The organism is Streptomyces sp. SID1328, assembly GCF_009865595.1.
GTDB classification, from domain to species: Bacteria; Actinomycetota; Actinomycetes; order Streptomycetales; family Streptomycetaceae; genus Streptomyces; species Streptomyces griseoluteus.
Window position 1 is genome coordinate 1 of record NZ_WWKH01000489.1, and the last position, 11746, is coordinate 11746.

The 11746-nt window shown below is 67.7% G+C and carries 8 protein-coding genes and 3 pseudogenes; 7 read left to right on the forward strand and 4 right to left on the reverse strand.

The window, feature by feature from the left end; translation table 11 throughout:
• Both GT030_RS14975 and cas6e read left to right on the forward strand, forming a co-directional pair.
• A pseudogene (locus tag GT030_RS14975) lies at nucleotides 1-243 on the forward strand (hypothetical protein); the annotation flags it as partial.
• Nucleotides 225-905: a type I-E CRISPR-associated protein Cas6/Cse3/CasE gene (gene cas6e, locus GT030_RS14980; RefSeq protein ID WP_161201534.1), complete on the forward strand. Its 681-nt coding sequence runs from the start codon at nucleotides 225-227 to the stop codon at nucleotides 903-905. The pseudogene GT030_RS14975 and the gene cas6e, both read left to right, overlap by 19 nt.
• On the opposite strand, the gene GT030_RS14985 is transcribed toward cas6e, so the two are convergent.
• Nucleotides 863-1519, reverse strand: coding sequence for a hypothetical protein (locus GT030_RS14985; protein WP_161201535.1), 657 nt, complete (start codon nucleotides 1517-1519; stop codon nucleotides 863-865). The genes cas6e and GT030_RS14985 overlap by 43 nt on opposite strands.
• A 142-nt stretch (nucleotides 1520-1661) precedes the next feature.
• Between GT030_RS14985 and GT030_RS14990 the strand changes: the two genes are divergently transcribed.
• The 5 genes and pseudogenes from GT030_RS14990 (at nucleotide 1662) to GT030_RS35670 (ending at nucleotide 5288) form a co-directional block, all read left to right on the forward strand.
• Nucleotides 1662-2615 carry a Mu transposase C-terminal domain-containing protein gene (locus tag GT030_RS14990; protein WP_161201536.1) on the forward strand — a complete coding sequence of 318 codons (954 nt, stop codon included), beginning with the start codon at nucleotides 1662-1664 and terminating at the stop codon, nucleotides 2613-2615.
• A gap of 146 nt (nucleotides 2616-2761) precedes the next feature.
• Nucleotides 2762-3517: an ATP-binding protein gene (locus tag GT030_RS14995; protein WP_161201537.1), complete on the forward strand. Its 756-nt coding sequence runs from the start codon at nucleotides 2762-2764 to the stop codon at nucleotides 3515-3517.
• 34 nt (nucleotides 3518-3551) lie between these two features.
• On the forward strand, nucleotides 3552-4034 hold the full coding sequence (locus GT030_RS15000) for a hypothetical protein (protein ID WP_161201538.1): 483 nt from the start codon (nucleotides 3552-3554) through the stop codon (nucleotides 4032-4034).
• 537 nt (nucleotides 4035-4571) lie between these two features.
• A pseudogene (locus tag GT030_RS35665) lies at nucleotides 4572-4778 on the forward strand (UBP-type zinc finger domain-containing protein); the annotation flags it as partial.
• Nucleotides 4770-5288, forward strand: coding sequence for a DUF427 domain-containing protein (locus tag GT030_RS35670; protein ID WP_346009646.1), 519 nt, complete (start codon nucleotides 4770-4772; stop codon nucleotides 5286-5288). The pseudogene GT030_RS35665 and the gene GT030_RS35670, both read left to right, overlap by 9 nt.
• A gap of 50 nt (nucleotides 5289-5338) precedes the next feature.
• On the opposite strand, the gene GT030_RS15010 is transcribed toward GT030_RS35670, so the two are convergent.
• The 3 genes and pseudogenes from GT030_RS15010 to GT030_RS15020 form a co-directional block, all read right to left on the reverse strand.
• On the reverse strand, nucleotides 5339-5515 hold the full coding sequence (locus GT030_RS15010; protein ID WP_161201540.1) for a glycosyltransferase family 4 protein: 177 nt from the start codon (nucleotides 5513-5515) through the stop codon (nucleotides 5339-5341).
• A gap of 265 nt (nucleotides 5516-5780) precedes the next feature.
• Nucleotides 5781-6058: pseudogene (locus GT030_RS35675) on the reverse strand (helix-turn-helix domain-containing protein); the annotation flags it as partial.
• A gap of 162 nt (nucleotides 6059-6220) precedes the next feature.
• Complete coding sequence (locus GT030_RS15020) at nucleotides 6221-11317, reverse strand: ATP-binding protein (RefSeq protein ID WP_202460105.1); 5097 nt, start codon at nucleotides 11315-11317, stop codon at nucleotides 6221-6223.
• Between the last annotated feature and the right edge of the window lie 429 nt (nucleotides 11318-11746).

Below are 11746 nucleotides of genomic sequence, written 5' to 3' on the forward strand. Positions count from 1 at the left end.
GTGCCCGTCACCTTCTGGTGGGAACAGCAGCCCCGCCCCACCCGGGGCGGCGCCACCGAAGCCGAACAACTCAACGACCACCCGCTCGACTTCACCCCCCACGCCCGCAGCCACGCCTCCCACACCTGGTGGACCACCACCGAGCAGCTGCCCCTCCACCTCTATCCCGGCCCCTGGCCCCACCCCGCCCTCGCCGACTACCTCCGCGAACAGGAGCCCTGCACATGCAGCCCTCCCGCCTGACCCGCATGCGCCTGAACCCCGCCCACCCCGGCGTACGCCGTGACCTGAACGACTACGTCGGCCTCCACAAAACCCTGATGCGCCTGGCCGGCATGCCCGCGACCTGCCCCCACCCCCGCCGCGAAGCCGGCCTGCTCTTCCGCCTGGAAACCGACCACCCCACCCCCGTGCTGTACGTGCAGACCACACACCCCCCACTCCTGGACGCCCTGCCCGCCGACTACGGACAGGCCCGCACCCTCCACCTCACCCCCCACCTGCAGACCCTGACGGCGGGCACACGCGTCCACTACCGCATCACCGCCAGCCCCTCCGCCCGCATCGGCCACAACCCGCCCCCACGCCATGCCGCCCCGGGCCACCCGCGCGCCACGCCATTGCACCGCGGCCAGCTCACCGGCCTCTACGGACCCGACGCCCTCGCCTGGTGGCAACGCCGCGCCCTGCAGGCCGGCCTGCACCTCGACGACGTCTCCATGCAGCCGCAGCCCTTCCGCTGCCGCCGCGACACCCCCACCAACCGCCACCACACCCTGACCCGCTTCGAAGGAACCGCCACCATCACCGACGCCGCCGCCCTCACCGACGCCGTCACCACCGGCATCGGACGCGGCCAGGCCTACGGCGCCGGACTGCTGTCCGTCGCCCCCGCCACACCCTGACCTCCCCAGCCCGCCCCGCTTGTGAGGTGCACGTGCCCCACCCCGACCTGCTGCCACAGCAACGCGCCGCCATCCGTCACCTCCTGGACCTCCAGCACACCGGTCGGCTCACCCCCGACGACAAGAAACTCGTCGCCCAAGGCCTGGGCTGCAGCGTCAAAACCATCAAGCGCCACATGGACAACGCAGCCGCTCACGGCGGCACCTACACCCCCGCCCCCCGCCGACGCCTCACCCTCACCCCGGCCATCCTCGACGCCTACGGCCGCTGGCGCGGCAACATGCAGGCCGCCTACCGCGACCTGCTCCAAGCAGGCCACCTCGCCATCCCCGGCCAGCCCGACCGCCACTACTCCTACGACACCCTCCGCCGCTGCATCCTCCGCTCCCTCGACCCCGGCACACGGGCCGGACTGATCGCCGGAGAGAACGCACGCCGCAGCAAAGACCTCCACCCCCGCCGCCACCGCGGAAAACGCAACGACGCCTGGGAAGGCGACGACAAGACCTGCAACATCCGCGTCCGCCTCGACAACCGCGCCGTCACCCCCCACGTCATCTGGTGGGCAGACCACAGCACCGACGCCATCTGCGGACTCGCCGTCACCCCCCACGCCCCCTCACGCGACGCCGTCCTCGTCTCCCTCCACGACGCCATCAGCCGCCGCCCCCCCCCACAGCCCCTTCGGAGGCGCACCCAAGCGGATCCGCATCGACGGCGGCAAAAACTTCTGCAGCGCCCCCGTCCAGGCAGCCATGAACACCCTCGGCATCGACCTGCACAAACTGCCCCCACGCCAGCCCCAGGCCAAAGGCCTCATCGAAGCCATCAACAAAGCGCTCATCCACACCCACCTCAAAGGCCTCCCCGGCTACACCGGCCCCGCCCTGAAAAAGGCACCACGCCCCGCCCACCGCCTCGAAGAGCTCCTCAGCTTCGAGCACTTCACCCACCTGCTGCACCAATGGGTGAAGTGGTGGAACTTCGACCACGCCATCGCGGCCCTCCACCGCCGCACCCCCGCCGAGGCATGGGAGGCCGACGACACCCCCCTACGCGAGATCCCCGACGACGCCCTCTACCTCTTCACCCTCGAGACAGAGCAGAGGACCTACCGGCTCCACAGCGACGGCATCCACTTCAAAGGCGGCATCTACATCCCCCCGGCCAGCCTCAATGGACACGTCGGCGAGCACTACGTCATCCGCTACCGCCCCCACCACCTCGACCGCATCGAACTGTGCCACCCGCGCACCAACCGCTACCTCGGCCACGCCCTGCTCAGCACCGCCACCGACCCCGAGGCCATCGAACGCCGCAAGGACATCCACCGCGCACGCAGACGCCAAGCCGCAAGCCTCAAAAGCCAGCTCAAGGCGTTGGAGAAGAGCCGCGTGCGCTACGCCGCCCTCACCGAACCCGCCACACCACAGCGCCTCGACACCCAGGCACCGCCCGTCCCGCTCCCCGAACCCGACACCTTCCAGCCGCGCCGCACCCCCCAGCTGCCGAGCCACTCCTGGAGCAGCGGCCAGGACCCGGCCGCCGACCCGCCCCAAGACGACGCCTCAGCCAAGCCCGCAACACCCCCAAGCCCACCATCGCGGCCCCCGTACGCCTCTCGCAGACAGCGCCGCCTGCCGCCCCCCACCCCCTCCTGGGGCGGCACAGAGAGGGACGGAACCGACGGCGGCGGTGCAGCCCCCTGACCTCTCAAGGCAGGAAGTACGGCTACCTCGAAGCCTGCGCCCCGCGGCACAGACCAACAACGCCATCCCCCGCCCACAGCGACCCCGCAGAAGGGACGACAACAGTGATCCGCGCGTTGCGGCCGCCCGGCCCCCAGGACCACTTCATGAAGCTGACCGGCGCCCGCCTCTGCCCCACCCGAGCCACCAGGCTGAACGCCGAGAACATCAAGACCATCCTCGACGCCGACTCGATGATGTGCGTCCACGGAGGCGTTGGCCTCGGCAAGAGCCTCGCCGCCGAACGCAACCTCTACGACCTCGCCCCCGACACCTCCCTCTACGCCCGCTATCCCAGGGAAGTCCCCCTGAAGCACTTCCGCGCAGACCTCATGGACGCGCTCGGCCTCCCCGCCGACGACGCCCGCGACCGCCGGCTCAGCGAACGGCTCGTCCTCGAGGCGCTGCAGACCCCCCGCGCCCTCATCGTCGACGAGGCGCAGGCTCTCGGACCCGCCGTCTACGAGTACATCCGCTACCTCAGCGAGGACACGCCCCTGTCAGTTGTCTTCGTCGGCGGGGAGAACTGCTACCAGCGGCTGCGCCGCCAGGCCGCCCTGGCGTCCCGCATCGCGATCTGGCAGGCCTTCGCCCCACTCACCGCCAAGGAGGTGTTGGAGCACATCCCGGCCTACCACCCGCTGTGGAAGGACGTCAGCCCCGACGATCTGCTCTGGGCCAATGAGGCCGCCTGCCACGGCAACTTCCGCACGTGGGCTCGCTTCACCCACCTCGTCCAGCAGGAACTCACCCACCCCGACTCACCCGACAAGACGGTCACCCCCGCTCTGATGCGAGAGGTCATGCACCGCATGAACCCCCTGCAATTCCGCGACGACCAGCACTCCGGTGCGACTTCGTGACCTGTCCGGCCACGGGCGCGGTGCCTCCGGCGACATGGGGGTGCTCAAGGCCGGCCTCGAGGTCCGTACCCCCCGGTGCACGCAGGCCGTACACGCGGAGCTGCAGAAGTGGGTCACCTCCTATCCGGCGCTAATACCCCTGCTCACCGAGGGCTGGCTCGGCGATCCCATCGAGCTCAACCGGACGAAAGACCGGGAAGGCGTCCGCCGTCTGCGCACCGCGCTCGGCGGTACCCGCACCGCGCCAACTCTTCACCTGGGAGAGGCCGAGTCCATCCATGCCATGCTGACGCGCGGAGAGCTGTCCGGATCAGTGCTGCTGACTGACGACCGGGATGCGAGCCGTCTGGCGAGCCGCCGAAGCCTCACGGCATGGGACACAACCCGACTGCTTGCGGAGTTCCACTTCAGCGGGGACCTGGAGTGGGAGCAGGCTCAGCAGATCCTGAACCGGATGGACCAAGCGGACCGCGCGGTCCGCATACCCACGAGCTACCACGAGTTCGTCAACGGCTGAACCCCGCCTCCGACCCCTCCTACGCCTTCGCCGACGCCCTCGCAACAACGGCACCGCTGAAGGGCAACCCATAGGGCGATAACGCACGTGACGGTCTCGGCCTGGCGCCGCCTGCGTGACAGGGCGCGGTGGGGGAGCGGTGGCGGGCGCCTGGTCGTCGGAGACGGTGACCGGTTCGGCGGGGAGACGCCGCGCAGGCACCCGCCCCAGCCCGGCCGCCCGCCGCAGCACGCTGCATGACCGAGGCCGGTGAACCCGACCCCATTGCACGAGCCAGGCGGGTGCCGTTGAGCGGGGCATGGGAACCACGAGCGGACGGCACTCGCCGGCCCGCTGAACGGCGCACTTGCCCGCCGCCTGCATCCCTGTCGGGGGATGGGGGTGAAGCAAGGGTGAGACGAGAGACGGCGGAGGAGAGATCGTGGACAGCACTGCACCCGGCGGTGATCACCGATGACGAAGTGGGCGCCCCGGCACGACGGCGGACGGCCCTCGGGGACGCCCTGTTCCCACACCTGGACGGCCGAACCGGAGCCGCTGAGTGAGACATGCACGACGTGCGCGGCACGCGAACGTGCGCCAGCCGGCCTGCTGCTCTGCCTGACCTGCGGCCATGTGGGCTGCAGCGACAGCTCTCCGGGCGCTCACGCGACGACGCACTTCGACTCCACCGGCCACCCGGTGGTCCGCGCCCTGGCCCCCGGCCAGGAGTGGGCCTGGTGCTACGAGGACAAGGTGTACCTGGATCCGCTATCGGTACAACCCGTGCCGCATTCCGCCCCCCGGCCGCCCGAGTCCGTCTGGGACTACCCGCGCCCGCCCGCCATGCGGGAGGACGACCGCGTCGTGCGGGTCGAGTGCGCGGGCCAGGTGGTGGCGGAGAGCCGGAAGTCCGTCCGTGTACTGGAAACCAGTCATCCGCCGGTGTTCTACATCCCTCCGGCGGACGTCCGTACGGAGCTGCTGATTCCGGCGACCTCGGGCCGGACCTGGTGCGAGTGGAAGGGCGCGGCCCGATACTGGGACGTCGTTGTAGGAGACGACGTACGCGCCGGCGCCGCCTGGAGCTATCCCCGTCCCGAACGCGGCTTCACGGCCCTCAAGGACTACCTCGCCTTCTACCCAAGCCGCATGGACCGCTGCACGGTCGCCGGAGAGGGCGTCACGGCGCAGGAGGGCGACTTTTACGGCGGCTGGATCACCTCAGAGGTGTGCGGGCCGTTCAAGGGCGGCCCGGGCACCCTGCTGTGGTGAGGCCGAGCAGCCGGTCGGCCTCACCCTTCTCGTCGCGGGCCGCATACTGGTCAGCCGGTGTGCAGGGCGGTGTACTCGGCGGCCGGTTCGTCCGCCATGCGTGTCACGGAGAACCGCTCGGCGACCAGCTTCGTGCCCGCAGCCGCGTAACGGCGCCGGTCGTCGACGGAGGTGGCGGCGACCCGCCGTAGGCCCCGCACCAGGCCTGCCTGGCCGGATGTGTCCATCAGGAGGCCATTGACCTGGTCGCCCCACGAGTTGATCTGCCTGGCGGCCGATGGCCTCCTCTCTCGGGAACCTCGGGGCCAGCACCGACATTTGCCGATGTCTCGGCGCGCTCGTCAGCAGCTACACCGTCGTCGATCACTCCAGTGTGCTGGGGGCAGGCCGTCAGCGCGCAAGCGTGACGCTGATCGGGATGTTCGGGCAGCCGTCCAGCACCTCCTCGAGTGCGGCCTGCCCGGTGGCGTCGATGCTCAGTCCCCATCGGGCCTCGTCGTCAGGCTTGAGCAGGCGGGGACGGTCTCCCGCCCATTGAGGGTCCAGGCAGGCCAGACCGATCTCGTTGAACCGGTGGATCACATCCCGCACCGTGTCCTCGTCGGCCTGGACCAACTGGGCAATCACGGCACCCGGTTTCCGCCGACGGACGCAAGCAGCATCATCGCTCGCCGGTAGCGCACCGAACTGGTACTGCCCCGGCGTCCGATCTGCTGCAGTTTTTGCCCCTCCTGGTCGGTCAGTCTGCGCACCCGCACAGGCTCGGCCACCACACCTCCAGCGATCGGAACGGACGTCACTGCATACCCAATCGCTCCAACCACCACCCCGGCGAACCTACGCGGTCACAGCACTAGAGCGAGGATTGCCGACCCGTAGAAGCTTTCCGGGAGGGGATCCCCCCGATCGGCACAAGGCGGGACCCTGAGGCGTCACCTGCTATATGGCGCCAGTCCCTCATTTCCGGCGACGACCAAGGAGTCGACGAGCATCTGCCACTCGTCCAACTTGCCGAGTTCCTCGGCCGTCCTACGGATCTCCTTGAGCCAACTGTTCGAGTGCCATGACTGCTTGACCGTGACCCGTCCCTCTTGAATGCAGAGCTCGGAAACCCAGTGCACGCCGCGGGCAGCCTGCTCTTCTTCCGGGAGCTTGCGCAGGATGCCGATGAGTGCGTCGACGGACTTGGCTTCGCCGCGAGCGGTCGGAAGCCAATCGTCGATCGACTCAAGGAGGTCCTCAGCTCGGACCCAGTCGACGGGTTGACCGGCGACCTCGTTGTACAGGCCCTGCGTCCAGGGAAGTGGGTCCGGCAGTAGGGCGGCGGCAGCCCAGTCGCCCCAGTGAGGGTCGCGATAGGGGCTCGAGGCGTCACTCCGGTAGCCGATTGCGTGGCGTAGCAGCGACGGCCAGATACCTCGTGCGGCGTCAGCCAGGTGCTTGTTCTCTGCGCCTGCCGCGGCAAGACCGTGAAGGAAATTCGCCATCAGCTTTGCATCTGCGCGGAGGACGTCGAGGTGTTCGAGGACCGGTGCGGCGGCGCCGTCCTTCGCGACGCCTTCGAGCAGGGCCCGCGCGGCGATGAGAGTGTGGACCCCGCGGTCGTCCGCGGTCCAACCCTCCTTCTCCTGCTCAACCATGGCACGTCGCTGAACGTCGAGAAATGCGGCGAGGAGCGTGGCTGCGTCCTCGGTGCAGCAGTGGTCCGTCGCCGCGGCTTTCCCGAGTCCGCGAACAGCCGCGTCCAGGACTGCGACATCAACGCCGTCACCTGCTAGTTCCTGGAGGCGTTCGGCAATGTCGCCAGTGATCTGCACGTTCGGCCTTCGCTGGCCGTCCTGGTCCCACGGGCCGATTTCTGCGCCACGTGCGGTTTCAAGCAACCAGTTCAGCGCGGTCCTGTGGATGCAGGGGGCGGAGTGGCATGGGGAGTTCCAGACGACATCGCATCCACGTGCAAGGTACAGCTGAGTCTCCAAGGACGCCTTGCCCGCCACCGCAAGGCCGGCCTTAGCAACATCATGGGTCGAGTTGCCGGCCGTTTCCAGCGGCACTGCCAGCGCCGGGGTGACGAAGGCCGGCAAGGCTTGAGCCACGGCTCGGTCGGCGCCGAGATCGAAAAACTGATCCTCGTGACGCTGGTCGTCGGCATCCTGGAACGACAATGCGATGCCGATGACGAACTCAGTCACGAACTGCGCTTCGTTGCCGAACGCCGCCATGTCACCAGCGGCGGCTCGTTCGACCGCTGCTCGCACGACGTGGGCGACGGCGTCTACCGGCCGGCTCGGCAGTAGGTCTTCATCGGATTCGACCAAGGCGCGTCCTTCCACCAGGTCCGCAGCGATCTCCTCCGACGTGGGCGGGCAGTACTCGGGGTCCTGCTTGGCAGAGCCCCAGTACCGGTTTTGCAGACGCAGGCTGGTTTGTACTACCTCTTGGTGAGCTGCGTGCGCTTCTTGCGCGGCTTGCAGCTCAGAAGGTGGTTCGACCTCGATGTAGACCTCATTACCGTGCTGCCTGACTCGATAACGCTCCGGATTCAAGCTGGCGGCCCAGTTCTTCGTCAGCTCCTGGCTGATGCTCAGGCGGTCACCGTTCTCGACCAGCTTGTTAGCGACCCCCTTCAAAACCTCGGCACGTTCCTGCCCGCCATGCATCACCAGCCACATGGCTACCTCACGCGGTGTCCAGTAGCGGCGTTCAAGGTTTTCGAGTCCTTCGGTTGCTGCACGCAGCCCTACGTACTCACTCGTCCTGCGGCCAAACTCCAACTCCCACACGACTGGTTCGGCGAGGAAAGGGTCGAGCTCGCTGCTGACTTTCTCGATGTGGCGCACGAGCAGGCCGAAGAGCATTCCCGGGATCGCCAGGTTCTCGCAGCCGTTCAGGAGGGCCCCGACAACCAGGCTCGGCGATGCACCCCGGCTCAACCACCCGTCGGCAAGACGTTCCATCGCCTGCAGCGCGCTCATAGCCGAGTATGGGCCAACTGATGTGCCCCGGTACCAGCACCACACGTGGCTGTCGCCGATGTACAGGCGGGCGGTGCCGTCAAGGTTGAGGACGACCCCGCGGCCGTCATCCTCTCTGCTCTCTGTGTCGCCATCGGCGCTGTCGTCATGGGCGCGAACGGATCCAGCGGACGCGTCAGGCGAACTCAGCCACGCTGGCCTCGTCACGCGTGCCCGCGCACCGCTGTTCAGAATGTTGTTCAACACCCGTACCGATGTCGGCAACGCAGCTGTCTGGAACAGCTGCCAGAATCCACCGAAGTAGTACTGGAACAAGGGTGCTCCGAAGCCGGTCCATCGGCCCTGATGCTCTCGGACACCTTCGTCTCGGTGCCAGCTGGGCTGGTCTTCGATGTAGTAGACCTCCATCAACGTGGCCAGTAGCTCCGGATCCCGCTGTGCCAAGGCTCGGGCGCTCATGGGTGAGTCCGCAGCCGGAGCCAGGAACGCTGGCGCGTGGTCCCCGATGGTCCTCAAACACGATTCCACGTCATCGTCGATGTCAGGCCCGAGCAGCGCCAACGTTTCGACGAACTCTTCCTTCGTCAGGTGGTAATCCAGCCCGCGTCGGCGACGGCGACGCTGCGGCATGTGCCTGGACCGTTCGGCCCCGTCAGTGTTGCGAGGGAACGATTTCCAGTAGGCAAGGAGCCGATCCCGCAGCTGGATCCGAAGCTCGTTGCCGGCAGGCGCATCCGCTAGGGACAGGGCCTGCAGCCAGCCCGTCAGTAGCTCGAACGACTCCTTCGATACGTCCCACGGCTTCTCGCTATCAACGAGGAGCCGAACAACGGGTATCGTGACAAGACTGTCGACCAGCCCGTCGATCTTATGCCGCTGCTGAACAACTCGAACCACCTCATTGAAGACGAGACCGACCGACTGATCCGTGACTGCCGACTTGAGGCATTCGTATGCGAATGGCGTCTCCAGAACCGCCTCCACCGGGACGTCAGTCCACCGGGGGCCGTGCGCTGCAGCGAACGCATCGAACTGCGCAAGCAGTTCGGTGAACCTCCGGACGGGGCGGGTGCCCGGCGCTTTGAGTAGTCCCTCGCATGCAAGAGTGGCGGCTGATAGCGCCCACCGGGGCCCTCCCGCTGCCTCCAGCAACTCGGTTGGGCTTTGGCCGCGGACGAAAAGGATGGCGGTCGCATATCGCCGAACTTCGTCGTGGGCGAATTCCGGCTGGCTCTGATAGGGGCTCGCTGGCGCGAGCAGATGATCCCGACGCAGCACATCGACCGCTGCAGCATCGACGCCCGCACCAGTTCGGCGATTCTCGGGCAGGTTCATCGTCGCAGCAGCCACCGCGAGCAACGTCTGTTCCCGCGCCTCGGCGGAACCGACTCCCGGGCGCCCGTCGCCCCGAACAACCCTGTGCCACACCATCTGAAGGCACTCCCACTCGCCCAATGACCTATCGGGCTCCGCCCCGGTCCGCGCCAGAAGGTCCAGCACAACGGGCCTGCGCAGCAGTGAGTTCGTGGGCAGGTCTCGCAGGACCGCACGCAGAAGCGGAAAGTGATCTGAGACGACCCTGATGTCGCCGTCGCCCAACGGCTTCATCGTGAACGAGAGAATAGGTGTCGCGAACCCCAGCTCCATCTGTTCCCGCACGAAATCCGATGCCACGTCAGACGTGACCGCCACAAGCCCGACTCCCGCCGCGGCCGCCGCCAGCACAAGGTCGCTCAACAGGCTGGCAGATCGTTCCAGAGCGGCGTCAGCCGCGTCGATGACCAAAACCCGAGCCGGTGCCGATAGCTCCGCGAGGACGTCCTCCATCGACATCCCGAGTGCAGCACGCAACTCTAGGCTCGACTGTGGCAGGCTGCGGAAGTTGACCACCACACCCTGGAACCCGACGGGGTCCGCGCCTTCCAACTCTGCGACGGCCGAGAGCGCCAACGCGCTCTTACCGATGCCGGACTCGCCGGATACCAGAAGGGCCGAAGCACGAGTGCCAGCCTCGCGCAGGGCGCCGACGAGTTGTTCGCGTCGGTCCCTGAACGAGATCTCGAGCGGACCCCCGAATGACTCATCCCCGATGGTGGTCCGCACAACGGCAGCGGCCAACCTGCGTTGATCAGACAGCACCGACCACGCATGCCGGCTCTGAGTCGCGGCCGAGTCCAGGAGCTCGTGAAGGTCACGGCGAAGCACCTTGAGATCCACCACGGCGCCGGTCGCGTCGTAGCGGGTCGCCTCGACCTCGAGTCGGTCACGGACCGCTACTCCGTCAGCAGAAGCCGAAGCCACGTCGTCCAGAGACGTCGCCACCACGGTGCGGTCCGCGTCGTCCGGGCTCTGCACAGCGAAACCGAGGACGTGCAGCCGCCCTAGCAGACGCCACGCCAGCCGCAGGACCTCCTGTGGCGTCGTGTCATCCTCGACGACCTTCTTGACCATTTTCAGGAAATGCTTGTGGCGTTCACGCACCGGCTTCGACCAGCGGCCCTCGACGTCGAGGGCCGCTTGAAACGAGTTCGGGTCGGCATGAGTACGCGCGATGCCGCAGAGCGTTGCAAGCTGGTCCCACTGATCGGACCAACCGGCAGTTGCGACGGCGACCTGGTGAGCGTCGGTATCGAACCTGTCGACCTCGGCAAGCAGTGACCCGACGAGCTTCACTGTGTCCTCATGGCTCGGGACGAAGTTCGGCGTCGCTCGGCACGCCACGGCAAGGGTGACCCGATCCGACTCGTCGCCGCACTCAACCAGAAGGTCATCCACCGGATGCGCCGGACCGGTTTGGAACGACACCCTACGGACCGGCAGCTCACGTGCCTCCGTCCGCCGTGCGCCGGTGAACATGCTGGCGAGATAGACAGTCGCGATGCGATGCGCGAGTGAAACGCCACCGCCGCCGGTCGCGTAGGTGCTCGATCCTCGCTCCGCTTCACCGGCTGATGCGGTAGCGACCTCGGCCGCATCGCGCTGAGCTGCGGCGGATGCAGACGTTGTCTCACCTGCGGACGGAGCGGCAGCGTCCGGCGCAACGGGCTCGTTCATGTGCTCCTCGGTGGCCTGGTGCTCTCAATTGGCGGCACGGCACACCGTAATGGTCTGGTAAGAGAGATGCAGGCCTTGGGCGCCTCCGATGCCTCTTGGTCGAACATCGCCTCGCCGACTGCACTGTGCGAGGCACCTTGCGAGAGTCAGGCGCGCTGGCCGCGTCTCACACAAGCCGGCGGGCCTGCCGATCGCCCCGGGCACGTCCGCGACGGCCGCGCTGCCGGGCCAGCCGATGGGTGCCGGGCCGAGGGTCTTCCTAGCCGGACGAGCACCGTCTCACCTCCTTGGCCGCCAGGCGGAGGGTGGCGGCGGATCTCGTCGACCGATGCTGTACGCGGATAGTGCGACGGAAGTCCGTCCCTCCGATCAAAGACTCTCCTTTGACGCACATCTCTTCCCAGCTGACGTTTGCGACGTGCTGTGTGC

Excerpts from the sequence above, each read along its gene's own strand:
- cas6e (WP_161201534.1), top strand. The coding sequence starts at position 225 with ATGCAGCCCTCCCGCCTGACCCGCATGCGCCTGAACCCCGCCCACCCC.
- GT030_RS14990 (WP_161201536.1), top strand. The coding sequence starts at position 1,662 with ATGAACACCCTCGGCATCGACCTGCACAAACTGCCCCCACGCCAGCCC.
- GT030_RS14995 (WP_161201537.1), top strand. The coding sequence starts at position 2,762 with ATGAAGCTGACCGGCGCCCGCCTCTGCCCCACCCGAGCCACCAGGCTG.
- GT030_RS15000 (WP_161201538.1), top strand. The coding sequence starts at position 3,552 with ATGGGGGTGCTCAAGGCCGGCCTCGAGGTCCGTACCCCCCGGTGCACG.
- GT030_RS15010 (WP_161201540.1), bottom strand. The coding sequence starts at position 5,515 with ATGGACACATCCGGCCAGGCAGGCCTGGTGCGGGGCCTACGGCGGGTC.
- GT030_RS15020 (WP_202460105.1), bottom strand. The coding sequence starts at position 11,317 with ATGAACGAGCCCGTTGCGCCGGACGCTGCCGCTCCGTCCGCAGGTGAG.